This window comes from Paenibacillus sp. KN14-4R, assembly GCF_052180255.1.
GTDB lineage: Bacteria > Bacillota > Bacilli > Paenibacillales > NBRC-103111 > Paenibacillus_AM.
This window is the reverse complement of sequence record NZ_CP197466.1, coordinates 1,748,549-1,771,599: the sequence shown is the minus strand read 5'-3', so window position 1 is coordinate 1,771,599 and position 23,051 is coordinate 1,748,549. Positions and strand designations below refer to the sequence as shown.

General features: G+C 42.6%; 26 protein-coding genes. 10 read left to right on the top strand and 16 right to left on the bottom strand.

Translation table 11 applies throughout. The annotated features are described in order from the left end of the window. Window positions 1-23: 23 nt before the first annotated feature. Window positions 24-269 carry a cysteine-rich CWC family protein gene (locus ACSBOP_RS08330; RefSeq protein ID WP_442603947.1) on the bottom strand — a complete coding sequence of 82 codons (246 nt, stop codon included), beginning with the start codon at window positions 267-269 and terminating at the stop codon, window positions 24-26. A 168-nt stretch (window positions 270-437) separates the two neighbouring features. Between ACSBOP_RS08330 and ACSBOP_RS08325 the strand changes: the two genes are divergently transcribed. The 4 genes from ACSBOP_RS08325 to ACSBOP_RS08310 all read left to right on the top strand — a co-directional run bounded on the left by ACSBOP_RS08325 (window position 438) and on the right by ACSBOP_RS08310 (window position 4,153). Then, window positions 438-1,034, top strand: a complete 597-nt coding sequence (locus tag ACSBOP_RS08325; RefSeq protein ID WP_442603946.1) for a TetR/AcrR family transcriptional regulator — start codon at window positions 438-440, stop codon at window positions 1,032-1,034. A 6-nt stretch (window positions 1,035-1,040) separates the two neighbouring features. Then, complete coding sequence (locus ACSBOP_RS08320) at window positions 1,041-1,472, top strand: DUF3995 domain-containing protein (RefSeq protein ID WP_442603945.1); 432 nt, start codon at window positions 1,041-1,043, stop codon at window positions 1,470-1,472. A gap of 130 nt (window positions 1,473-1,602) precedes the next feature. Continuing rightward, entirely contained in the window at window positions 1,603-2,394 is a 792-nt protein-coding gene (locus ACSBOP_RS08315) for a DUF2935 domain-containing protein (protein WP_442603944.1), read from the top strand. 406 nt (window positions 2,395-2,800) lie between these two features. Further along, window positions 2,801-4,153: a catalase gene (locus tag ACSBOP_RS08310; protein ID WP_442603943.1), complete on the top strand. Its 1,353-nt coding sequence runs from the start codon at window positions 2,801-2,803 to the stop codon at window positions 4,151-4,153. Window positions 4,154-4,335: 182 nt separating this feature from the next. Here ACSBOP_RS08310 and ACSBOP_RS08305 read toward each other — a convergent pair whose 3' ends face one another. Beyond that, entirely contained in the window at window positions 4,336-5,376 is a 1,041-nt protein-coding gene (locus ACSBOP_RS08305) for a S66 family peptidase (protein WP_442603942.1), read from the bottom strand. Window positions 5,377-5,617: 241 nt separating this feature from the next. Here ACSBOP_RS08305 and ACSBOP_RS08300 point away from each other — a divergent pair, with 241 nt between their 5' ends. Both ACSBOP_RS08300 and ACSBOP_RS08295 read left to right on the top strand, forming a co-directional pair. Further along, the gene (locus ACSBOP_RS08300) at window positions 5,618-6,028 is read left to right on the top strand and encodes a YjdF family protein (protein ID WP_442603941.1); all 411 of its coding nucleotides are present in this window, start codon (window positions 5,618-5,620) and stop codon (window positions 6,026-6,028) included. Window positions 6,029-6,146: 118 nt separating this feature from the next. After that, on the top strand, window positions 6,147-6,575 hold the full coding sequence (locus ACSBOP_RS08295) for a VOC family protein (RefSeq protein WP_442603940.1): 429 nt from the start codon (window positions 6,147-6,149) through the stop codon (window positions 6,573-6,575). Between the two features lie 86 nt (window positions 6,576-6,661). Here the strand turns inward: ACSBOP_RS08295 and ACSBOP_RS08290 are convergent, their stop codons facing one another. The 4 genes from ACSBOP_RS08290 to ACSBOP_RS08275 form a co-directional block, all read right to left on the bottom strand. After that, a complete protein-coding gene (locus ACSBOP_RS08290) occupies window positions 6,662-7,201 on the bottom strand; it encodes a DUF1697 domain-containing protein (protein WP_442603939.1) in 540 nt (179 codons plus the stop codon). Window positions 7,202-7,266: 65 nt separating this feature from the next. Continuing rightward, a complete protein-coding gene (locus ACSBOP_RS08285; RefSeq protein ID WP_442603938.1) occupies window positions 7,267-7,608 on the bottom strand; it encodes a metal-sensitive transcriptional regulator in 342 nt (113 codons plus the stop codon). Window positions 7,609-7,632: 24 nt separating this feature from the next. After that, window positions 7,633-7,809: a hypothetical protein gene (locus tag ACSBOP_RS08280; RefSeq protein WP_442603937.1), complete on the bottom strand. Its 177-nt coding sequence runs from the start codon at window positions 7,807-7,809 to the stop codon at window positions 7,633-7,635. A 14-nt stretch (window positions 7,810-7,823) separates the two neighbouring features. Continuing rightward, a complete protein-coding gene (locus tag ACSBOP_RS08275) occupies window positions 7,824-8,042 on the bottom strand; it encodes a YgiT-type zinc finger protein (RefSeq protein ID WP_442603936.1) in 219 nt (72 codons plus the stop codon). A 187-nt stretch (window positions 8,043-8,229) separates the two neighbouring features. On the opposite strand from ACSBOP_RS08275, the gene ACSBOP_RS08270 reads away from it, so the two are divergent. Then, on the top strand, window positions 8,230-8,547 hold the full coding sequence (locus ACSBOP_RS08270) for an SPW repeat protein (protein ID WP_442603935.1): 318 nt from the start codon (window positions 8,230-8,232) through the stop codon (window positions 8,545-8,547). 85 nt (window positions 8,548-8,632) lie between these two features. Here the strand turns inward: ACSBOP_RS08270 and ACSBOP_RS08265 are convergent, their stop codons facing one another. The 8 genes from ACSBOP_RS08265 to glgB all read right to left on the bottom strand — a co-directional run bounded on the left by ACSBOP_RS08265 (window position 8,633) and on the right by glgB (window position 18,056). Continuing rightward, window positions 8,633-9,358 (bottom strand): metallophosphoesterase family protein, encoded by a 726-nt coding sequence (locus tag ACSBOP_RS08265; RefSeq protein WP_442603934.1) that lies wholly within the window; start codon window positions 9,356-9,358, stop codon window positions 8,633-8,635. Between the two features lie 38 nt (window positions 9,359-9,396). Beyond that, complete coding sequence (locus ACSBOP_RS08260) at window positions 9,397-9,933, bottom strand: chromate transporter (RefSeq protein WP_442603933.1); 537 nt, start codon at window positions 9,931-9,933, stop codon at window positions 9,397-9,399. A gap of 18 nt (window positions 9,934-9,951) precedes the next feature. Then, window positions 9,952-10,605: a chromate transporter gene (locus ACSBOP_RS08255; RefSeq protein WP_442603932.1), complete on the bottom strand. Its 654-nt coding sequence runs from the start codon at window positions 10,603-10,605 to the stop codon at window positions 9,952-9,954. A 130-nt stretch (window positions 10,606-10,735) separates the two neighbouring features. After that, window positions 10,736-12,409 carry a glycoside hydrolase family 13 protein gene (locus ACSBOP_RS08250; RefSeq protein ID WP_442603931.1) on the bottom strand — a complete coding sequence of 558 codons (1,674 nt, stop codon included), beginning with the start codon at window positions 12,407-12,409 and terminating at the stop codon, window positions 10,736-10,738. Window positions 12,410-12,469: 60 nt separating this feature from the next. Further along, a complete protein-coding gene (glgA, locus tag ACSBOP_RS08245) occupies window positions 12,470-13,918 on the bottom strand; it encodes a glycogen synthase GlgA (RefSeq protein ID WP_442603930.1) in 1,449 nt (482 codons plus the stop codon). Between the two features lie 16 nt (window positions 13,919-13,934). After that, on the bottom strand, window positions 13,935-15,044 hold the full coding sequence (glgD, locus tag ACSBOP_RS08240; protein WP_442603929.1) for a glucose-1-phosphate adenylyltransferase subunit GlgD: 1,110 nt from the start codon (window positions 15,042-15,044) through the stop codon (window positions 13,935-13,937). Further along, the gene (locus tag ACSBOP_RS08235; protein ID WP_442603928.1) at window positions 15,041-16,198 is read right to left on the bottom strand and encodes a glucose-1-phosphate adenylyltransferase; all 1,158 of its coding nucleotides are present in this window, start codon (window positions 16,196-16,198) and stop codon (window positions 15,041-15,043) included. Before ACSBOP_RS08235 ends, glgD begins: the two co-directional genes overlap by 4 nt. Further along, on the bottom strand, window positions 16,125-18,056 hold the full coding sequence (glgB, locus tag ACSBOP_RS08230) for a 1,4-alpha-glucan branching protein GlgB (protein ID WP_442604421.1): 1,932 nt from the start codon (window positions 18,054-18,056) through the stop codon (window positions 16,125-16,127). The genes ACSBOP_RS08235 and glgB overlap by 74 nt, the downstream gene beginning before the upstream one ends. 275 nt (window positions 18,057-18,331) lie before the next feature. Here glgB and ACSBOP_RS08225 point away from each other — a divergent pair, with 275 nt between their 5' ends. Together ACSBOP_RS08225 and ACSBOP_RS08220 are read left to right on the top strand one after the other, a co-directional pair. Beyond that, window positions 18,332-19,195 carry a class I SAM-dependent methyltransferase gene (locus ACSBOP_RS08225; protein ID WP_442604420.1) on the top strand — a complete coding sequence of 288 codons (864 nt, stop codon included), beginning with the start codon at window positions 18,332-18,334 and terminating at the stop codon, window positions 19,193-19,195. A 3-nt stretch (window positions 19,196-19,198) separates the two neighbouring features. Further along, window positions 19,199-19,921, top strand: a complete 723-nt coding sequence (locus ACSBOP_RS08220; RefSeq protein ID WP_442603927.1) for an RluA family pseudouridine synthase — start codon at window positions 19,199-19,201, stop codon at window positions 19,919-19,921. Here the strand turns inward: ACSBOP_RS08220 and ACSBOP_RS08215 are convergent. Further along, window positions 19,898-20,302 (bottom strand): MarR family winged helix-turn-helix transcriptional regulator, encoded by a 405-nt coding sequence (locus ACSBOP_RS08215; protein WP_442603926.1) that lies wholly within the window; start codon window positions 20,300-20,302, stop codon window positions 19,898-19,900. The genes ACSBOP_RS08220 and ACSBOP_RS08215 overlap by 24 nt on opposite strands. A 146-nt stretch (window positions 20,303-20,448) precedes the next feature. Between ACSBOP_RS08215 and ACSBOP_RS08210 the strand changes: the two genes are divergently transcribed. After that, window positions 20,449-20,616 (top strand): hypothetical protein, encoded by a 168-nt coding sequence (locus ACSBOP_RS08210; protein ID WP_442603925.1) that lies wholly within the window; start codon window positions 20,449-20,451, stop codon window positions 20,614-20,616. On the opposite strand, the gene gyrA is transcribed toward ACSBOP_RS08210, so the two are convergent. Beyond that, window positions 20,607-23,048 carry a DNA gyrase subunit A gene (gene gyrA / locus ACSBOP_RS08205; protein ID WP_442603924.1) on the bottom strand — a complete coding sequence of 814 codons (2,442 nt, stop codon included), beginning with the start codon at window positions 23,046-23,048 and terminating at the stop codon, window positions 20,607-20,609. The two genes, ACSBOP_RS08210 and gyrA, sit on opposite strands and share 10 nt — an antisense overlap. Between the last annotated feature and the right edge of the window lie 3 nt (window positions 23,049-23,051).

Sequence of the window (23,051 nt, the reverse complement as noted above, 5' to 3'; positions counted from 1 at the left end):
CTACGATCTTATAGTAATGCCTTTTATATGGAATCCGCCTGTTTCTCATAAAACTCCTCTACACATTGACGACAAATGCATACTTTTCCTCGTTGAGCCTCCGAGATCCGTTCACGTAATTCAAGTGGCACTTTGATATGAAAGCACCAACAGTCCCCGTCGTAAACCCCACACCTATTATTTTCACCGCACAGTGGACATTTTTTCTCATCTACTTGTCTTTTCTCCTGGTTCAAAGGATTTCCCCCACTTTCAAAAAGAGTAGTCATCTCACAAGAATAACAAGTTCTTACGCATTTCACCATAGCGAAAAGTCATAAAAACGACATACGAAACCGTCAATCACCCCCTTGATATAAATTGGAAAATTGATACAATTATGACCAAGGTCATTTTATGACTATAGTCATTTTTTTGAGAGGAGGTGTGTCATAAGAATGCTAAGAGTAACAAGAAAGCAGCAGTTGAAGAATGAAATTTTCAATCAGGCTATGATGTTGTTTAAAGAAAAAGGGTTCGATAACGTTACGATTGAGGAGATTACACAAGCCTGTGGCATTGCGAAAGGGACTTTTTATAACTATTTTTCAAAAAAAGAAGCACTGCTCCTACATCTAGGCATGATGCAGCTTGAATCCGTGAATGAGAGTATACAGCGTCATAGCGCAATCCCCGATTTGAAACAAAAACTGATCCTGCTCTTTCGCGATCTAATGATGAACTATGACGAGCAGCCTGATATGGTACGGCCTGTGATTTCAGAACTCATGCGCTCCGGCTTGTTCATGGACGAAGAGTTAGGCATTATCCACACTTTTCGAAATACACTTAAACCGCTGTTAGATAATGCGTATTTACAAGGTCAACTTCCTGAGAAAACAGTGACTGGAGACGTTGCATCCGTATTAATAGGCACCTATTTCAATTCCCTCATGTTCTGGTTATCAACCGATGGACAAAATAAACGATTCGAAGATATTTTTCAGAGACATTTTGATATCGTATGGGCGGGCATTCGCCCTGAGAGGAGCTGACGAGTAATGAGCATTGTTTACGTGATATCTGCCCTACTTTTAATCGGTATCGGGGGTCTACATGTGTACTGGGCGTTCGGAGGTAGATGGGGAGCGAGTGCAGTCATTCCAACAACGAAAGATCAGAAACCAACCTTCGTACCAGGGCGCATCGCAACCATTGTTGTGGCACTTCTGCTGTTCGCATCCTCTGCCCTATTGCTGATCAAAGCTGGCCTCTTAACCGTATTACCCATTTCCTCTACAGTTACTTGGGGTTGTGGAATTTGTGCAGCTGTGTTCGGACTGCGAGCAATCGGGGATTTTCGCTATGTCGGACTTATGAAAAAGGTACGTGGAACACGGTTTGCCATCTATGACTATTATTTATTTACACCTTTATGCATGTGGCTCTGTCTAACGTTCATTGCGGTTAATTCCCACCTCGGTTCAACTTAAGAACAACTTTATTAATGGATGAATGTTCCGGTGACGCAGGACTAGCAAGTGAAATTTCATACATACCTAACGAAACATGCGAATATGATTTATTTTGATAAGACCTATACCTTTAATGAGGTGGTACAACATGTTAAATGCGTTCGTAGCGCGTTCGTTAGATGAAATTCGCTTTTGGTCACGTATCATGAAGGAACATTCACTTTTTCTTAAATTAGGCTTTAGGTGCGAGGATACCCAGTTAATCGTGGAAGCCAATCAATTTTATGCACGATTTGAAGAAATCGAAAGAATATCACATGCGTTTACAATTGAAACAGACCCTGATCAAATAAGACGTTTTAATGCAGAAGTACACAATGCAGTTTCCCACATTTGGGCATTTAAAAGAAAAATATTACATTTGGCTATTACTTGTCAAATGCCAGGGGCAAACAACTTCCCATTATTGATCGATCATACGAGTAGAGAAGCAAATTATTTTAGAAATCGTTTGGCAGAACTCAATAACGGAAAATTGGAACCTTTACCCGACGCGATCATTGACGAAAATGTATTTTTCTTACGGATTATGGCGGATCATGCGAAGTTCATCGGACATCTGCTCGATCCATCTGAAAGACAATTAGTAGAACAAGCACGTCATTTTAGTCATGACTTCGACCAACTCCTATTTCAAGCAAAAGATTTAGAATCCATGCGTCCACAATCCCAAACTGTACCTCTACTGGATCAATTTTTAGATCAAAACAGAGTATCCGTTAAATCTCTCCGGGATTTTAAAAAGACAGCAAAAGATTTAATCGAGGCTTGTCGTATAAAAAGTATCATCCACCCCTTACTCGCAGATCATGTATTTCGGGAAGCCGAAAGGTTCCTTCATATCATTGATATGTTCGAGCAAAGTCTAACAGCCAATTAATCAGAATAGAATCACAAAAAATAACCTCCATTCTTCTGAACTGCATCCCCATTGTTAGACACTATCTAACCATTGGAGGTGCAGTTTTTCTATGACCAAGTTATGTACAGATGACAGATTACAAGCGGTTATTCGTTATCATTATGGATCGGAAAGCTTGAAAACTTTTACGAAATCCATAGGGCTCCATCATTCAGTCTTTTTCGGTGAAAGCACTCCTACAGCTAGCAGATATCCCTCGAGTTGAAGAACAATGGCGTCTCCTTGAAGCTATCCAGAATGCGAATGCCGCCGTCACTTATGATACGGTTCCTTATTGGACGCGGCACTGTCATATTCGCATAGCAGCTCTTCATACATTTTGATATATCCAAATAATTCGCATGCGGGCATGGGAGGTTGAAAGATGAACGAAAACAGTGGAACTCGCCCTAATAAATGGTCCGGAGATACTTCGGCTGCTTTTCATTCGCAGACGGTGGGCGAACGAGGCCCTGTACTGGAACAGGACAACGTACTGCATGAAAAGCTGGAGGCTTTCATCCATTCGAAATTGTTGGAAAGGCCCGTGCATGCCAAAGGTTACGGCGCATTCGGCTACTTTCAAACCGTACATGCCATGACGGCTTACACGCAGCTTTGTTTCTTGCAAAATCCGGGTCGGCAGATCCCCGTCACGGTAAGATTCTCCTTAGCCGTCGGCAACAAAGGCACGCCGGATACTTCCCGTAACGTGTACGGACTCTCCACCAAGTTCTATACGGATCAGGGTGTGTTCGATCTTGTCTGTAATCATATCCCCGTATTCTCTGTCCGAGACGCCATCCGCTTTCCTGAGTTTATCAACGCCTTCCTGCCGTCGCCCGCCAACAACCTCATCGATCCGGAACGATTTTGGAGCTTCGTCGCCCGAACACCGGAATCCACAAGCTTTCTTGTCTGGCTCTTCTCCGACGCGGGCACTGTCAAAAGTCTTCGCCACATCCCGGGCCACAGCGTCAACACTTACGTCTGGAAAAACGAACATGGTATCCGCACTTACGTGAAATATCATTGGCTGCCTCTTTCGGGTGTGCAGTATATTGACCGTCAAGAAGCAGCCCGGATCGCTTGCGAGAATCCGGATTATGCCGGCAAGGACTTATACGATACACTGAACGCGGGCAAAACGGTTGAATATGGGCTTTACGTGCAGTTGATGAACCCCCAGGACGAATCCATTCTCCCTTATGATCCATTGGATAGTACAAAGGTATGGGATGAGCGGCAATATCCCTTGTTCCCCGTCGGGAAATTGGTACTAAACCGCAATCCGGATAATTATATGGAGCAAGTAGAAAAGCTGGCTTTCTCCCCTTCCAACCTGCTGGAAGGCGCAGAGTTATCGGACGATAAGATACTGCAGGGGCGTGCAAATCTTTATTGGGATTCACAGCGACGGCGGATTGGTCCAGATTTCCGCAAGATTCCGATTAATCATCAGCAGAACTGGATGCCTGATTCCCTTGTGACCAGCGGCAACGGGAGATTCGTGGAAGGACGCCTCGTGCGGTCAGACGTCCCCAAGCAAGATGACTTCGCGCAAGCCGGTCAGTTTTATCGTGCTCTTGCCCCATTACAGCAAGAACACTTGGTAGATAACCTGGCCGTCGATCTTGCCGGCATATCCCCTGAAACGCAAAACATCGTGCTAGGCTACCTGTACCAGGCGTCCTCCGAGCTTGGGAAACGTGTCGCCCGAAAGATCCAAACTTCATAAGGAATCGCATGGAGCAAAAACTTGCCGTTACTTATGGTACGGTTCTTGGAAACTATGCGCCGCGGCGGATTTTTCCCGATAGACCCGTTAATCTGAACGTTTCTTTGTTTGGTCCAAGGTGATCTTGTATTCTTAATATGCACAGAAGGCCGTCGAAGAGATCGGCGGCCTTCCCTTGTCTACTACTTTTGAAACGGACTTTCCAACAACACAATCTCATTTGTCTGAGGATTAATCTCAAACTTAACACCCATAGGAAGAATAATCTTGGGATCCGTATGACCGAAATCTACACCCACCACAATCGGCAGTTCATCTGCACCGAACTCACCTTTGATGACCTTCACAATCATTTCATGCAGCTCTACATTTTCTTCTGGTGTGTAGTCCTTCGCTCTGCCGAACATAACTCCTTTTACCTTGGAAAATAGTCCTTGCACACCATAATTGCGCAGCATATATCCCACATGATTCGGGGATGGTTTTTCTTCGGAAGTTTCAAAGATTAATATTTTATCCTGCCAGAAATCTTCCTCTGGCCAATATTTCGTCGCTTTCATAAATTCAAGGACTTCAATACATCCACCCCATAAATATCCTTGCTGCGTGGTGTTTCCTTGTAAGAACTTCCATCCTGTCTCATTCGGATAAAATTCTTTACACTGACCGACCATCTCCGGATTATTCCAATCTTGATAGCCATGCGTCCATAGCTCGTACGGCTTGTATGTATAAGGAAACGCTTCACCAAATAGGATCGATTTCAAGTGATCGATATAGGTTGATGGCAAATTCTTCATTTGAGCAAGACCTGCGAGTACGCCTGGACCATAGAACGTGACCAATCCTAATTGATTCAAATAACTTAGAAACGTTGTCGCATCCGAGAAGCCCATAATCATCTTCGGATTGTTCACAATGACATCAAGATCGAGGTAAGGTAGAATACGAATCGACTCATAACCACCAATTGAAGTAATAATTCCATCGATTGAATCATCTTTAAAGCAGTGATTAATATCCTCTGCACGCAGCTGCGGATTCTGATATAGTTCATCTGGCGCCATTCGAGCTGTTGGCATTTCTACAATTTCAAATTCGAGTACATCTCGAAGATTTTGCAGACCAAGTTCATAGTTTTCCGGGAACAGAAAAGGTAAGCCGCTCGATGGTGATAGAATTGCAATTTTGGAGCCTGGTTGTAGTCTTCTTGCCTTTTTCATATTTTCCTTCCCCCACATCTATTTTAGATAATTCTAAATACTATATATGAAAACTACCTTTCACGCAAAGCCATGATGCGTCTTGAAAATATTCGATTATACAGACATAATAGGTATAGAGTGTAAAAACACAGCTCCGGTCGGTAGTCCGGACACTTGTGGATCAAGCGATCCCTTGTCAGTAACCTTCCCCCCTTGGGATGTCCGTCACTCCGAACTTCATTAAAGGGGGCGGTTCGTTTTGAAACTAACCGTGTTTTACAATGGACAATATTGGGTAGGTGTTGTTGAGCATCAGATAGGCTCCAAGCTCAAAGTGTGTCAGTTTATTTTTGGAGCGGAACCAAAAGACGGCGAAGTGATGAGTTTTATCCAGCATCAGATGCCTAAACTCCTTTCTTTAGCTAGGCAACAAATCGAGATTACTCCACCTTGTGAACGAAGAATAAATCCTAAACGACTTGCAAGGCAGATTGCCAAAGAGACGCAAGTAAGGGGTGTATCTACGTTTGCACAAGAAGCAATGAAGCTTGAAATCGAATCACGTAAAAAAGATCAAAAAGTCTTCACGAAGCAAATGAGAGAAGACCTTGCAGAACGAAAACGCTCCTTGAAAGTTAGGCAAGCTAAGGAAAAACATCGAGGTAGATAAAGGTCGCTTACGCGGCCTTTTTTCAATGTACCACAAGTTTGAAACTCGTCCTTCAAATGTTATAATATGTATAAATCATAGTTTATGATTTTAAGTGAACCCAAAGGGAGCGAATCGAATGGCTGTTAATGTGTATTTTAATTTCAATGGAAATTGTCGTGAAGTTGTTGAGTTTTACGCCGAGGTGTTTGGCTGCGGACAGCCGCATATCATGACATTCGGAGATTCCCCATCCGATCCTGCGTTCCCACTTCCGGAAGAAGCTAAGTCTCTTGTGATGCATGCAAATCTTAGAATCTGCGGAAGTAATGTAATGTTCTCCGATGTGTTCCCGGGTATGCCATTTACAGTTGGAAACAACATCAATGTTTCAGTCAATCATGATAATATCGAAGAGATGCAGCACTATTATCAGCAATTAAAAGTAGGCGGCAAAGTAACAATGGAGATGCAAGAAACGTTCTGGAGCAAATGCTATGGCAGCTTAGTGGACAAGTTCGGCATTAACTGGCAATTCAATCATGACAATGGTGAAATGGGTGCTTAGCACCTAACATCCTAACAACTCTTACAATCGACAAAGAGCGGTGATTCGTCTACGAATAGACGTCACCGCCCTTTTTTATTTAGAATCTACGCTTTCATCGCTTGTGCGAGTGAATGTAGCTTCATCATTGTCTTCCAATTGCGTGCTGTTTGAGGAACAAGCTTTTGGAACTTTTTAGTTAACTTCGAATCCAGTATGCTGTTATGATAGAACACATAGATCTCTCGGCCGTCGATGAGATATTGATCTAAACCTTGATCGACTTCAGGCATTTTATCGTAATCAGCTTGTGTAAGGGCATCTCGCAGCATCGTAAGGTGAATGCTCTGCTTGTCCACAAGTTCTTCAAATACAAATGGACACTTTGCAAGGATACGTTCAATTTCTTCAGCCGTACGTAAGATGACTGCAATTTGAAACCCGAATACTTCCTTAATGCCTTGCTCAAGTCTCTCCTGAATCGTTAACTCATCTTCCTCCGATTCGAATAAGATGTTACCACTGTTAATATACGTTTGTACGCGCCCATAGCCCATTTCTTCGAACATTTTCTTCAGTTCTGCCATTTTGATCATATTATGCCCACTTACATTGATCCCTCTTAACAATGCGCAATAAATCGTCATCCTCGCACCCCTATTCCCTTTTTCGATACAAAAAAAGGACTCCAGAGAATCCTTCCGCTCGCTCATTATTTCATCAGTTTTTGCATGGTTGTCAGAAGCTCATTAATAACTTCGCTATCGCCTTCTTGAATTCGTTCAATGATACAACTCTTCATATGATGTTCAAGCAGTAATTTACCAACACCATTAAGCGCAGATTGGATCGAGGAAATTTGATTGAGCACATCATCGCAATATGTGTCTTTCTCAATAAGGCCCTTAACACCACGAATTTGACCTTCTATTCGGTTCAGCCGATTGATTAAATTGCTTTTTGTTTTATCGGAATGATGACTCTTTCGATGATCGTCACCGCAATGGTTACAATGCGCTTCATGCTGCTCCGAATCCTCGATTTTCTTGTTCATTATCCTTCATTCCCCTCTCCCTAGCTATCCAATGGACACAATCTTAATGTGTTCCTCAGGTACATTTTCAAGTAAAACCAATTTTTCTATAGCATGATGATAGATTTCGATTGGGTTACCCCCAACGACCTCCGTAAGTTCCGCTACTTTATCGACGAATTTCTGATTTATCTTTACTTTGTATGCGACTTGAAGATCCAATCGGTATCGCTCCTTTATTTCATGGAAGAACTAGGTCCTTCTTTTCGTTCCTTGACTTTCTTATCAATGTAATCATTCGCTTTTTTATCCAGATACTGTTCGCCACAGTTTTTGCATTTGGTCATTTTTAAATTTTCAATGACGATGATTGAACCTTCCACATTCATTTCAACGGTTTCAATAACATCGGACAATTGCTGACCTCCACATGTTATGCATCTTGTTATCAGCATTCTCTAACACTCCTTCTTTTAACGCTATTATCTATTATATCAGATATACCCATTTTCATCACACCTATCCATATGTCCCCAATCATTTTATAAAAATAATCCTTTAAACCAGCCACGTCCTGCGAACTTTTGAATAAGATAAAGTGTAAGTATTTCCACCTATTACTTCTAAATGGAGGTGTTATACATGAAGGCAAGAAATACGTTGGTTGCACTTATTGGGTTATGGTTCATCGCTGCACCTTGGGTGCTCGGATTTACAAGTGACTCAACAGTTGTTTTAACCAGTGTAATTGTTGGGGTACTCCAATTCGCTGCATCCATGCTTGCTTATGGAAAATCCGGTTGGGGAACATGGCAAAACTGGATCTCCTTGTTAGCTGGGGTTTGGTTTATCGTCTTACCATCCCTGTTCACACTCTCATCTGACGTTACCTTAAGCAGCATTATTCTTGGTGCTATCACTGTGCTGCTCAACCTTTGGAACTTAGCTAGTTCCGAGTAAATCACTTACATTTAGATGACAAAGACCTCAGAAAGTTCATCTGAGGTCTTTGTTCATTTTCACATGAAATCAAACTTATTCATCTCTATGTAATTCTACGTTTAACGAAGTGGGTTTGCAGCCCGGAATCGCCGATTTCAAGGCAATTAAGTTGTCGTCCGAAACAACACCCACCATCGATTCCTATTTTCCCATCTCCAAACCAGACATCACTTGTATCATGTAGATTCAATGTCGGTGTGTGTCCGAAAACAACGGTTTTGCTTACTTGGGTTGGATGGTTAAAAAATGGATCTCGAATCCAAATAAAATCACGCTCAGTCTGATTCTTCCAATCAATCCCGTAATTCGGATTAAGTCCTGCATGTACGAAAATAAATTGATCATTTTCATAATAAAAAGGTAAAATTCTAAAAAAATCAATATGTGATTGGTAATTGGCATTGATAAAATCTTTTCCATCACAATAACGATCAAATTCATATCTTTTTTCTGGATCGAACCAGTCAGACCCGCAATAACTTTCAATCGTGGTCATGCCACCATTACGTAGAAATGATGCATCGTTAACATCATCCAGTGCGTTAAGTAACATTTGATCATGATTCCCACGGAGACACTTTACATCTCCTTCTTCGCATAAGGTTATGACAAACTCCACGACCTCTTTACTCATGAATCCGCGGTCACAATAGTCGCCTAGCAAAACAAGTTCATCCTCATTTGGTACATAGTTAACTAAGGATAAAAGTTCTTTAAATTCTTCGTAACAACCATGAATGTCTGATATGACTAAAGTTCTTCTACTCATCCTCTTTACCTCATATTCTTTAATATCATAATGCATATTTAACTAAAAAATGCGATTCCCAAAAGTCCAGACACTACAATTACAGGTAAAGGATGCATCCGATAACGCATAATGGCAATCACAGCCGATATCAGAATAATGACACTACCCAAATTATGCCATGTCAACCATTCTGTTTGTTTATTCGTTAGCCCAAAATGGATTGCTGCATAAATAATAAGTCCCGTTACAACTGGTTTAAGTCCATAAAAAGTAGATTTCACCCACTGTTTATGATGAATCTTATAAAAAAAAGCCGCCATAACAATGATCAACAATAGAGAGGGTAACACCATGCCTAATGTTGAGCTAACTGCCCCTAACACACCAGCCGTCTCATAACCAACAAGCGTCGCACTATTCGTTGCAATTGAGCCTGGTGCCATGCCTGCAAGTCCAATAATGTCCGTAAACCGCTCTGGAGACATCCATTGATTCCATTCAACTTCATGCTCAATAACGGAAAGCATCGCATAACCACCGCCAAAAGACAATAATCCAATTTTAAAAAAAGTCGTGAATAAATCAAAGATCATCTGTATTCACTCCTTTCTCTAGATCCCGTCCGCAATGAAGTAGTCTGCGTATTTATATGGCGAGTTGGGTGTCTCATCCTCCGTACGCTTTTTCTCAAACTGCACTTTCAAGCCAAGCTTAACTTTCACCATAATAAATAGATTCCCGATCATACCCCCAATTACAACAACCAACAAGGGATGAATATTAAAGAGAAGAAGGATAGCGACTGTTCCAATAGCAGTAACCATTGTCGTTTTATCCATCACAGCTGATTTCCACATCCGCCATGCCGCAACAAAAATAAGTGCTATAATAGCCAGATGTATACCTTCAAATGCAGCGTCTAACTTCGCGTTATTCTCAAATTGCATATAAACCAGACTTAATAAAAACACAATGATAAAAGTCGGAAGTGTTATTCCAAGAACAGCTGCAACTGCTCCTTTAATTCCCGCAACACGATATCCCACGAATGCCGATAAGTTAACTCCAATACCACCTGGAGCTGAGCTTGAAATAGACAATGCTTCAGCCATTTCTTGATCTGTAAACCACGCTTTTTTCTCGACAACCTCTTTTTCAATAACAGGAATCATCGCGTAGCCCCCGCCAAAGGTAACAGGTCCTATTTTCAAAAAACGCCAGAAGATCTCACTCAACTGTCTCAGATGTCCTCCGAATGTTTTCAAATGAATCCCCTCATTTCCTGTGACTATACAACAATTATACCGGACTTTATTCCATAATGGAATTTACTATATGGATCGCACAAAAAAACAGCCCCTCGAGAGCTGTTCATGAATCATCCTTGTTATAGACTTACTTCGTAATTTTATACACCCTTGTTTCATAAGGACGCAGATGCATGCTCACTTCTTCTTTAACCGGATACGACTCATAATTACTAATTAGAAGCTCACATTTACCAACCATTTCGATAGGCCACTCTATTTCCGGCTCATCCTTATAGAAGTTACACACCACGTACAACTGTTCATCACCAAGTGTGCGCGTATAGGCATAAATTTGATCATGTTCCGCTGCCATTAATTCGTAGCTCCCATACACCATAACCTCATGCTGCCTACGTAGTGTAATCAGGTGCCGATAGTAGTGATAAATGGACTGCGGATTTGCAAGATCAGCTTCAACGTTGATATCCACATAATTCGGATTCAACTTCAACCACGGTTCGCCTGTCGTAAATCCAGCATGCTTGGAATCGTTCCACTGCATCGGTGTACGAGCATTATCCCGTCCCTTCAGGTAGATTGACTCCATTATAGTTTCATGGCTATGATGACCTTCAAGAACTCGCGTGCGATACATATTGTGCGTTTCGATGTCTTTATAATCACGAAGTTCGGCAAAACGCACATTCGTCATCCCGATTTCTTCCCCTTGATAAATAAAAGGCGTTCCTTGCTGGCAATGGAGCCATGTCGCAAGCATCTTAGCGGCTTGTACACGATATTCTTGATCATGACCAAAGCGTGATACCATGCGAGGCTGGTCATGGTTGTTCAAGTACAAGGAATTCCACGCACGTCCTTCCAGACCCTTTTGCCATTTAGACATGACAGATTTAAGGTCTTGTAGGCTCCAAGGTTTCACATCCCACTTATCTCCCCAACTATCTAGCCCCATATGTTCGAATTGAAAGATCATATTAAGTTCCGAACCATCACTGGTTGCAAAGCGGCAAGCCTCTTCAACATCTGCGCCTGGTGTTTCCCCGACTGTCATACAATCGAACTTGGACAACACTTCGTGATTCATTTCTTGTAAAAATTCGTGAACACGTGGCCCGTTCATGAAATATTGCCCGCCCCATGTGTAACGCTCAGTACTTGGAACACTTGGTAACTCTTGCACCTTCGAGATGAGATTGATCACGTCCATTCGGAAGCCATCAATTCCAAGCTCCAACCACCATGTCATCATCCGATAAATTTCACTACGCAGCTGTTCATTATCCCAATTCAAATCCGGCTGTTTACGCGAAAAGAGGTGCAGATAATACTCCCCAGTCGTCTCGTCCAACTGCCACGAAGAGCCGCTAAACAAGGATGACCAATTGTTAGGCTCTTTATGATCCACACCTGGCCGCCAAATATAATAATTCCGATATGGGTTTTCTTTCGATTTCCGAGATTCTATAAACCAATGATGCTCGTCTGAGGTATGATTCACGACCAGATCCATGATCAGCTTCATCCCCCGTGACTTTAAACCGCTGAGCAGCATTTTCCAATCATCCAATGTCCCGAACGAATCCATAATTGCCTGATAGTCACTTATATCATAACCATTATCATCATTTGGCGACGCATAGACAGGAGATAACCACACAACATCAATTCCCAGGTCGTGTAAATAATCCAGTTTACTTATGATGCCGGGAATATCCCCGATTCCATCCCCATTACTATCCATAAAACTACGCGGATAAATTTGATACACAACACTTTCTTTCCACCATTTTCGATCCACATGCTGATGCTTTGGGGCATCAGGTGTAGCCAAGGCAGTTATGGCCGACTGCCGGTTCTTTCAAACGGCGACAGCTGTTTTCCTTTGAAGTTCTTCATATAGATCCATGTATTTTTGTGCGGATTTACGCCAGGAATAATCATTTTTCTTAATATTACTTAAAATATTTCCCCAAGCCTGATGGTCATACTTGTATAATTGAATGGCTCGTCCGATCGTATACAGCATGTCATGGGCATTATAATTGGCAAAAGTAAACCCTGTCCCCTCACTCGTAAACTCGTTATAGGGCAGAACTGTATCACGCAAGCCACCTGTTTCACGTACAATGGGAACGCAGCGATAACGCATCGCGATCAATTGTCCTATCCCACAGGGTTCAAATAAGGAAGGCATCAGGAATAGATCCGAAGCCGCATAGACTTGGCGAGCGAGTGAATCGTCAAAGATAATTTGCGCAGAGATCCGATCTGGATACTGTTCACTAGCCTGTCTAAACAACTGCTCGTACTGATATTCGCCTGTCCCAACAATAACAAATTGCGCATCAAGCTGCATGAGTTCAGGCAGAACGTGTGCAATTAGATCCAGACCTTTTTGCTGAACGAAGCGCGTCACAATGGAAATTACTGGAATGCCCTCATCTTGCAGCAGCTCAAATCTTTCTTGAAGAACAAGCTTATTCTGCCGTTTCTTAGAAATTGCATCCCGATAACGCATAAACAGATGGGGATCTTGCATTGGATCATACAAATCGTAGTCTATTCCATTGACAATTCCCGTTAAATCATGGCTGCGGTACCGTAATAACGAGTCCATTTGCTCCCCATAGAATGGGGTTTGAATTTCATCTGCATACGTCTTGCTCACAGTCGTTATTTTATCGGCATATAGGAGCCCCCCCTTCAGGAAGCTGCCTCCATCGTTCATTTCAAGCTGATCTCCACCAAAGTACTCCAGCCCAAGTCCAAATACATCCATCATCATTTCCTTGCTAAATGTCCCTTGGTACTTCAAATTGTGAACCGTAAGTACCGTCTGGATGCCTTGATAGGCAGGTAGATGTGCATATTGTGTTTTTAAAAGAACAGGAATCATCGCAGCCTGCCAATCATGAACATGGATAACATCCGGTTCAAATCCAATTAACGGAAGCCCGTCAAGCACCGCACGATTGAAAAAAGCAAACCGCTCAGCGTCATCCTCATATCCATACAATCCCGAGCGTTTGAAATATTGTTCATTATCGATCAAATAATACGTCACATCATCCTGCTCTACTTGTAAAATACCGCAGTACTGACTGCGCCAGCCTACTTGAACAGTAAATTCAGCGATGCGCTTCGCATTTTGCAACAGCACACGAGGAATATTTTCATATAAAGGCAAAATGACTCGTACGTTAGCTCCTTGCTTATTTAGTGCTTTAGGTAGCGACCCGAGTACATCTCCTAATCCGCCTGTTTTTACAAAAGGAAAAACTTCTGACGCAGCATGCAGTATATTCATCTCTCTCCCACCCTTTTTATATAATCTTTGTTTTGGCAGCAATGAAAGGTGCTTTGAGGTCACCCGTCAACACACGCCCTCTTGATATAAAAACGTTCTTATCCAGAATCGCATTCTCAATAATGACGTTATCTTCAATTTCACAATTTTGCATAACAATCGCATTTTTCACATAAGCACCTTTACGAATTTTGACACCACGGAATAAGATTGAATTTTCGACTCGTCCTTCGATCACACAACCATTAGCGATGAGTGAATTTTTCACAATTGCAGTTTCGTCATATTTAGTGGGAGGTTCATCTTTGACCTTGGTATAGATCAGGTTTTTTTGTAAAAACAAATCATGCCATGTGTTTGGATTCAGCAGCTGCATCGAATGTTTATAATAGCTCGGAATGGAATTCACAATACCTACATGGCCTTCAAATTGGTATCCATACACAGCAAGTTTCGTGATATTTTTCATAATGCCGTCTCGAACAAGATTGTCGTACCCCTGTGCTAAGCAAGATTCCACCATATCCAGCAGCAGGGATTTACTCATGATGTACATTTCCATGGAGATGTTGCTTGTACGCAGTCGGCCTGTATGATCTTCCATCACCGTAATTCTGCCATCATCACGAATGGCGAGCCTGCGGAATGAACAGGAATCCTCCATATTCATATCTTTGTATATCACAGTCACATCAGCACGGTTCTGCTCATGGAAATGCACCGCTTCATTAAAGTTAATGTTGCACACCATATGACTGCCTGAGATGAGTACATACTCTTCTTTTCCCCGATGAAAATAGTCTCTATGGCAGTAAAATTGATACAAATCACCTCGCGCACGCCCAGTTGGATCATCCATAACGGCAGGCAGTACGAACAATCCCCCACGCTTTCGATCTAAGTCCCATTCTTTTCCAGATCCGAGATGATCCATCAGTGAACGATATTTATGCTGTGTAAACACTGCAACATTGTCAATTCCAGAATTAACCATTGAGGATAGTGCAAAATCGATTAATCGATATCGCCCACCAAAAGGAACCGAAGCCGTGCAGCGTGCTAATGTCAACTCCTCCAAGTCATCTGGCTCATTCACCAAATTGATCACACCCATCACACGATTCAATAAGATCCACTCCTTGCCCATGATTTGGTGATTCGCTCGTTCGTACCAATTAAGACAACCTCATCATTGCTGCTGCCAATAACTGCTCCATCCTCCACTATCGTTCCTTCTCCAATAATCGCTTTTCGAATGGTAACATTAGGTCCTATTTTGACATTTGGCATGATGACAGCATCTTGAATCGTACTGAATTCTGATACATGTACCCCATAGAAAAGGACAGAATGATCCACATTCCCGAATACGGAACATCCCTCATTCACGAGTGATCGCGTAATACGAGCTGAAGGCGCGATATATTGCGGTGGCTGGTATGGATTAACCGAATACACACGCCAATCATGATCGTTCAGATTCAGTTCCGTTTCCACGTCCAACAAATCCATATTTGCTTCCCACAGCGAGTCAATTGTGCCTACATCCTTCCAATACCCTTGGAATGGGTATGCGACCATCTTCGCTCCGTCTTGCAGCATGAGCGGAATGATATCTTTCCCAAAGTCTTTTGAAGAAATCGGATTTTGCTCGTCCCGGATCAAATACCTCTTGAGTGCTTTCCAACTGAATATATAAATCCCCATGGATGCCTTATTATTCTTTGGCACCTTCGGTTTTTCTTCAAATTCAATAATATCGTGGTGCTCATTCGTATTCATAATGCCAAACCGGCTTGCCTCTTCCCACTTCACATCTATGACTGCAATCGTTGCATCCGCTTTATGTTCTTTATGGAATTGGAGCATGAGATCATAATCCATTTTGTAGATGTGATCCCCAGAGATGACGAGGACATATTCGGGATCATAACGTTCAACGAACCCCATATTCCGATAAATGGCATTCGCTGTGCCACTGTACCAATCCCCACCACTTTGTTCCATAAATGGAGGAAGTACCGTCACACCACCATATTTGCGATCCAAATCCCAAGATGATCCAATGCCGATGTAGGAATTCAGGACTAGCGGCTGATATTGCGTAAGCACTCCAACCGTATCGATACCAGAGTTTGTACAATTGCTTAACGTAAAATCAATAATCCGATATTTCCCGCCAAAATGAACCGCAGGCTTCGCCAAATTAGTCGTTAGCGCTCCCAGTCTTTTTCCTTCTCCTCCTGCGAGGAGCATCGCCACACATTCCTTTTGCCTCATCATCATTTCTCCCTTCATTTACAGAACGCTCAGGTGAATCAGCTACCATTTTAAGAAACAAGGATGCAAGTGGAGGAAGTCGTAGAACTATGCTATGTGCCGAGCCATTCCAAGGAATTGGTTCACTTTGCAGCTTACCAGTATTGGACTGACCAGAGCCTCCATAAATCACAAGATCACTGTTAAACACTTCTTCATAAGTACCTGCCTTCGGTACACCAATTCGATAGTCTGCATGTACACCTTCTGTAAAGTTGCCAATGTAGAGCAATTGATCTTCGACCAACTTGCCTTTACGTAAAAACACAGCAATGCTCTTCATACTATCGTGCGGATTAATCCACTTAAAGCCATCTTGGGAATGATCCATTTCCCACAGAGCTCTTTCTTGCAAGTAAAAATGATTGAGTGTACGTACGTAATCATGCATCAAGCGATGGGAATCATATTCAAGCAGGAACCAATCTACACATTCAAGATCTTTCCACTCATCGAACTGACCAAACTCTCCCCCCATAAATAGCAATTTTTTACCAGGGTGAGCCATCATATATCCGTAAAAAGCACGCAAATTCGCAAACTTTTGCCAATAATCGCCTGGCATCTTGTGCAATAAGGAACGTTTACCATGCACGACTTCATCATGGGACAATGGCAGGACGAAATTTTCCGAAAAAGCATACATAAACGAGAATGTAATTAAGTGGTGATGCCACTTTCGATGAACCGTACTTTCTTCCATGTACTTGAGCATGTCGTTCATCCAGCCCATATTCCACTTGTAATTAAACCCTAGCCCACCTTGATGAACAGGTGCTGTAACTTTCGGCCAAGCCGAGGAATCTTCCGCCATCATCAATGCGCTTGGAAATCGCTCAAATATGGCTTGATTTAACTTTTGCAGTAACGCAATTGCGTGGGGATTGTCATCGCGATTATATTCTTTTACCCAAAGTTCACGAGGTTTGCCAAAATTCATATACAACATAGAGGCAACCGCGTCCACTCGTATACCATCAATATGATAAATCTCCATCCAAAAGACCGCATTCGAGATTAAAAACGACTGCACTTCTGGTTTACCATAATCGAATGTCAATGTGCCCCACTCTGGTTTCTCCGCTTTACGTCGATCTTCATATTCATAGAGTGGTTCCCCATCAAATTGACGCAGACCATGATCATCTTTACAAAAATGCCCGGGCACCCAGTCCATGATGACGGCAATTCCCTGCCTGTGACAGCAATCCACGAAATACTTAAAGTCGTTAGGTGATCCATATCGACTCGTTACCGCATAATAACCTGTTGCTTGATAGCCCCAAGATCGATCATAGGGGTGCTCCGCAAGGGGTAACAATTCAATATGGGTGTAGCCCATCCGTGACACATATTCCACAAGTTCAACCGCAAGCTCTCGATACGTGCAAAAATCTTCACTTGTACGATTCCTCTTTTTCCATGTACCTAGATGAACTTCATAGATCGACATCGGCTTATCGTAAGGCGCTGAATGTTTTTTTTGCTCCTGCCAATCCGCATCGTTCCACACATAATCATCGATTCTTGCAACTTTAGACGCTGTTCCAGGTCTTAACTCTGCTTGAAATGCATAAGGATCTGCCTTTAGAATGATGCGATCATCCCAAGTGTGCAGCTCATATTTATAGTGATCTCCCACGCGCGCAAGCGGTGTAAAAAGCGACCAAACCCCGTTATCATTCACACGGTTCATACAACTAAGTGCGCCTTCCCAATTGTTAAAATCGCCTCTTACGTACACTTCTTTCGCATGAGGAGCCCAAACTGTAAAACAAACGCCTTCTTCTCCATTTACTATGACCGGGTGTGCCCCCATTTTGTTAAAAGCATGGTAAAGCGTCCCTTGATGGAATAAGTACAAATCATAATCCGTTAGTGTCCCCACACCCCTCTCGATAGCCCATCTCCTCCTGTATTTGGAAAATAGTTCTTATTCCTTATCAATACGACATGAAATATTAAAACCCTTTCTAAATAAGGTTAATATTTCCATACAAAAAGCAGGGTATTTCGACTCTCCTATTGGATATTATGTCGAAGGTCATGTACAATAGGATGTTAGAATGCTTAAAAGAGGAAGGAATGCTTGCGATGTTTATGGCTGAAGATTGGGTCGATTATGAAGTAATAGATACAGGAAATGGAGAAAAGCTGGAACGTTGGGGAGAGTATGTCTTACGTCGTCCAGATCCGCAAATTATTTGGCCACTAAGCAAGGAAACATCAGAGTGGCGTCAAGCAAACGGACATTATCACCGGAGTTCAAGTGGCGGTGGTCAATGGGATTTCCGTACAGAATTACCTGAGAGATGGACAATCAAGTGGAATGACTTATCTTTCTACATTAAACCAACGGGTTTCAAACATACGGGATTATTCCCAGAGCAAGCGGCGAACTGGAAATGGATGATCGAGAAAATCCAACAAGCAGGACGTCCAATTAAAGTACTTAATTTATTCGGCTATACAGGTGGAGCAGCTGTTGCTTGTGCATATGCAGGTGCGGAAGTTTGTCATGTCGATGCTTCTAAGGGTGTTGTGCAATGGGCAAAAGAAAACTTGCACTTATCTGGACTTGGGGATCGCCCTGTTCGCTTTATTACAGACGATGTATTCAAATTTGTACAACGCGAACAACGCCGTGGTAATCAATATGATGCAATCATTATGGACCCACCTTCTTACGGACGTGGACCTAACGGTGAAACTTGGCAATTGGAAGAAAATTTATTTCCATTCATCCAAACTTGCATGAACATTATGTCGGACAAGCCGTTATTCATGCTCGTTAATTCTTATACAACTGGTATCTCTTCCACTGTACTTAAGAATATATTGTCGCTTGCGTTAACACCTAAATTCGGTGGACAGATCACAAGCGGTGAAATTGGTCTGCCTATTACATCATCTGGACTTGCACTACCTTGCGGTATTCTTGGTCGCTGGGAGGCGTAATCCATGAGCGTGACAAAGCATCCTGAGGGTGGAGCCGTCCCGATTCTCTTCGAAGATAACCACATCCTTGTAGTAGAGAAACCTGTTAATATGCCGACACAGGAAGACAGCTCACGTGATCTTGATTTACTCACTGCACTTAAAGATGATATTAAGATCCGTTACAATAAACCAGGCAACGTCTATTTAGGTCTCGTCCATCGACTCGACCGCCCCGTTGGCGGGGCAATGGTTTTCGCAAAAACGTCAAAAGCCGCATCCCGATTATCGGATGCGGTACGTACAAGACATTTAGATAAAACATATCTCGCTGTTGTCCATAGTAAGCCCAATCAAATGCAAGGTACACTTCGACATCATCTGCTTAAAGATACACAGACGAATATGGTATCTGTCGTGACCGCGAAGACTACGGGTGCTAAAGAAGCCATTCTCGACTACGAAGTACTCGGAACTGTAGATGGCTTCTCCCTCATCAAAGTCAAACTCCATACAGGTCGTCCACATCAAATCCGTGTACAGCTCGCAACAATTGGCTGTCCGTTATATGGAGACCAGCGATATGGCGCAAGCAAGACAAAACCAGGCCAGCAAATTGCACTCTGGTCCACGTACTTGTCTTTTCAACACCCGACTACGAAAGAGTGGATGCGCTTTACTTCTTACCCACCAGCTGATCACCCTTGGAGCTTGTGGAACGAACTAATTCGCAATCTTACCGAGTAAATACATGAATAACTGCTGATTATGAGCGGAAATACGATCCAAGTATGTATTCAGAAGTTCTTGTCTGATTCTCGTACCGCGATCGTATTCCGCTTTTCCTTTATCTGTCACATGAACCCAGACAATTCTGCGGTCCTTCTCATCTCTTCGACGTTCAATCAATTCATTGCGTTCCATTCGATCCAATAAGGTCGTTACCGCCGCTGGTGTCGTTTCCAAAAACTCAAGAAAATCAGACGGCTTCATCGGCTGCTGCTCTGTCAGCAATTCGAGGACGTTCAACTGTCCTTCTGTCAATGCAGGAGACAGCTCGGTTTCCATATGGTTTTTAATTTCTTTGGAAATCTTGAACCATAACTTGGCAAATTCGGTTGAATACATTACAACATCACTCCCGAATGGAAAACTTCCAGTATATTCTATTTATATTATAGCATAAGAGATCAATATGAAAAGGATAACCTTTTGAAGCCCACTTACATACACTACATACATAGGCTATTGTCCAGAGGATGAGGTGAAACAGTGTGGAAGAATGGAAGGAATTAATTGGAAAACGCGCATTGGAACTTGGTATCCTAAAAGACCCACAATGGCTGCTTCAATTGGATGAAAAAGTGCCATTGTGGGTCATTTTAGAAATTGCATTACATGTTATAGATACAATTGGGTCCTCATATTCCAGCTATGATTGAGGTAATTTCAACACATCAACTATGGATTGACCTTTGGCTATCGGAATAAGCAGTTTACCAGTCGATTTACGATCATCAAGCGGTGCCGCTTCTGTAGAGAAGCGTACACGGTCCCCGGTGCTTACAATTGCTGTCAATTCATAATCCAGTTTAACAATAAAGGAACGATATAACGCACTTCCGTTTGGTCGAACTCGCTTGCCCTCTTTGAATTCGAAAGTTACAATCCCTTTGCCACCTCGTCCTTGCAGTGGGTAATCACATAATAAGGAGCGTTTGGCATACCCAATATCGGATACTACGAGTAGTTCACCCTCATCCTCTTGTACAAAATGAGCCGAAATAACCTCATCGCCCTCTTTAAGCTGAATCCCCCTCACACCACCGGATACACGTCCCATCGCATTCACTTCATTTTCTCGGAAACGAATACTCATGCCAAGCTTCGTCACAAGCAGCATTTGCTTCGAACCATCGCTTGTGGACACTTGAATCACTTCGTCGCCTTCCGCTACTTTACAAGCAACAATGGCAGCAGAACGATTCGTCATGTAATCCTTAAGCTCCGTTCGCTTCACTTGTCCACCTTTCGTGATGAAGAGTAACGATTGAAGCGGTTCGTTGAAATCTTTCACCGGTATGACAGAAATGATGCGATCTTCTTTGGTCATCGGAATGACATTGACGATCGCTGTACCATTCTCTTTCCACTTGTATTCCGGAATTTGATGGACAGGCAGTAAGAAATATTGTCCGCGCTGCGTGAATATCAATAGATTCTCAATCGTATTGACTTCACCAACATACTGAACGTAATCACCTTCTTTAAGTCCGGTAGAATCAATCTCCCCACCTGATCTTGTAAAAGATAACTGCGAAGTTCGCTTGATGTACCCCTCACGAGAAAGCGTCACGATGACATCTTCCGGTGTAACCATAACTTCCAAGTTCACCTTCAGTTCTTCAACTTCCCCTTGAATCGAGGAACGACGATCAATCCCATATTTATCACGAATCTCGTTCATTTCGGTTTTAATCACACCGAGTAATTTCTTCATCGAACCGAGAATGCCTTGTAGATAAGCAATTGTTTTCTGTGTTTCTTTTAATTCTTTTTCAATCGAAGTAATTTCCAAGTTCGTAAGACGATACAACTGGAGCGTTAGAATGGCATCTGCTTGACGTTCACTAAACCCGAACTTAGCAACCAAATTTGCTTGAGCATCCATGCGATTTTTCGAAGCTTTGATAGTAGCGATCACATCGTCCAGTATGGACAACGCTTTAGCTAGGCCTTCGAGAACGTGGGCACGATCAAGCGCTTTATCCAAGTCGTATTGCGTACGGAATGTTACTACTTCTTTCTGGTGTTCAATATAGGCATCAAGAATTTGTTTGATCCCAAGCAGCATCGGCGTCTTGTTCACAATCGCGACCATGTTAAAGTTGTAAGTCACTTGAAGATCTGTCTTTTTCAACAAATAATTCAAGATCCCTTTCGCATCTGCGTCTTTACGCAATTCAACAACAATTCGCAGTCCATCGCGGCCACTCTCGTCACGCACTTCGGCAATACCTTCAACCTTTTTCTCTAGTCGAACGTTTTCCATCGCTGTAACAAGGCGTGATTTTACGACACCATAAGGAATCTCGGTAATGACGATTTGCTCACGTCCACCGCGCATATCCTCGATTACTGTTTTGGAACGTATGTAAATACGTCCTTTACCTGTATTATAAGCTTCCCGAATGCCTTCTTCACCCATGATAATGCCGCCAGTTGGAAAATCAGGACCTTTGACGATCTTCATCATGTCTTCAACTGTCAGTTCTGGATTATCAATGAGTGCTGTACAAGCATCGATCACTTCACGTAAGTTATGTGCTGGAATTTCAGTGGCAAAGCCTGCTGAGATTCCGCTTACACCGTTTACAAGCAAATTCGGATAGCGGGATGGTAGAACAACGGGTTCTTTTGCCGTGTTATCAAAGTTATCCTTGAATTGAACTGTACGTTTCTCAATATCTCGTAATAGTTCCATCGCGATTTCTGATAAACGTGCCTCTGTATAACGCATTGCAGCTGCTGGATCATCATCCATCGATCCCCAGTTACCGTGACCGTCAACGAGCATATGCCCCATTTTCCAAGGCTGAGCCATTCTCACCATACCTTCATAAATCGAAGAGTCTCCATGTGGATGATAATTACCCATTACGTCCCCGACGGTTTTAGCTGATTTGCGGTATGGTTTTTCTGGCGTGTTACCCGAGTCGTACATCGCATATAGAATACGTCGTTGAACAGGTTTAAGTCCGTCTCTGACATCTGGAATGGCACGATCTTGAATAATATATTTCGAGTAGCGACCGAATCGATCACCTACAACATCTTCTAGAAATGCAGGCAAAAACTGCTCTAACATACTCATGCT

What these genes read in the sequence shown, in the direction of transcription:
- ACSBOP_RS08330 (WP_442603947.1), bottom strand. Translation starts at nt 269, where the DNA reads ATGACTACTCTTTTTGAAAGTGGGGGAAATCCTTTGAACCAGGAGAAA.
- ACSBOP_RS08325 (WP_442603946.1), top strand. Translation starts at nt 438, where the DNA reads ATGCTAAGAGTAACAAGAAAGCAGCAGTTGAAGAATGAAATTTTCAAT.
- ACSBOP_RS08320 (WP_442603945.1), top strand. Translation starts at nt 1,041, where the DNA reads ATGAGCATTGTTTACGTGATATCTGCCCTACTTTTAATCGGTATCGGG.
- ACSBOP_RS08315 (WP_442603944.1), top strand. Translation starts at nt 1,603, where the DNA reads ATGTTAAATGCGTTCGTAGCGCGTTCGTTAGATGAAATTCGCTTTTGG.
- ACSBOP_RS08310 (WP_442603943.1), top strand. Translation starts at nt 2,801, where the DNA reads ATGAACGAAAACAGTGGAACTCGCCCTAATAAATGGTCCGGAGATACT.
- ACSBOP_RS08305 (WP_442603942.1), bottom strand. Translation starts at nt 5,376, where the DNA reads ATGAAAAAGGCAAGAAGACTACAACCAGGCTCCAAAATTGCAATTCTA.
- ACSBOP_RS08295 (WP_442603940.1), top strand. Translation starts at nt 6,147, where the DNA reads ATGGCTGTTAATGTGTATTTTAATTTCAATGGAAATTGTCGTGAAGTT.
- ACSBOP_RS08290 (WP_442603939.1), bottom strand. Translation starts at nt 7,201, where the DNA reads ATGACGATTTATTGCGCATTGTTAAGAGGGATCAATGTAAGTGGGCAT.
- ACSBOP_RS08285 (WP_442603938.1), bottom strand. Translation starts at nt 7,608, where the DNA reads ATGAACAAGAAAATCGAGGATTCGGAGCAGCATGAAGCGCATTGTAAC.
- ACSBOP_RS08275 (WP_442603936.1), bottom strand. Translation starts at nt 8,042, where the DNA reads ATGCTGATAACAAGATGCATAACATGTGGAGGTCAGCAATTGTCCGAT.
- ACSBOP_RS08270 (WP_442603935.1), top strand. Translation starts at nt 8,230, where the DNA reads ATGAAGGCAAGAAATACGTTGGTTGCACTTATTGGGTTATGGTTCATC.
- ACSBOP_RS08265 (WP_442603934.1), bottom strand. Translation starts at nt 9,358, where the DNA reads ATGAGTAGAAGAACTTTAGTCATATCAGACATTCATGGTTGTTACGAA.
- ACSBOP_RS08260 (WP_442603933.1), bottom strand. Translation starts at nt 9,933, where the DNA reads ATGATCTTTGATTTATTCACGACTTTTTTTAAAATTGGATTATTGTCT.
- glgA (WP_442603930.1), bottom strand. Translation starts at nt 13,918, where the DNA reads ATGAATATACTGCATGCTGCGTCAGAAGTTTTTCCTTTTGTAAAAACA.
- ACSBOP_RS08235 (WP_442603928.1), bottom strand. Translation starts at nt 16,198, where the DNA reads ATGAGGCAAAAGGAATGTGTGGCGATGCTCCTCGCAGGAGGAGAAGGA.
- glgB (WP_442604421.1), bottom strand. Translation starts at nt 18,056, where the DNA reads ATGGGGGCACACCCGGTCATAGTAAATGGAGAAGAAGGCGTTTGTTTT.
- ACSBOP_RS08225 (WP_442604420.1), top strand. Translation starts at nt 18,332, where the DNA reads ATGTTTATGGCTGAAGATTGGGTCGATTATGAAGTAATAGATACAGGA.
- ACSBOP_RS08220 (WP_442603927.1), top strand. Translation starts at nt 19,199, where the DNA reads ATGAGCGTGACAAAGCATCCTGAGGGTGGAGCCGTCCCGATTCTCTTC.
- ACSBOP_RS08215 (WP_442603926.1), bottom strand. Translation starts at nt 20,302, where the DNA reads ATGTATTCAACCGAATTTGCCAAGTTATGGTTCAAGATTTCCAAAGAA.
- gyrA (WP_442603924.1), bottom strand. Translation starts at nt 23,048, where the DNA reads ATGAGTATGTTAGAGCAGTTTTTGCCTGCATTTCTAGAAGATGTTGTA.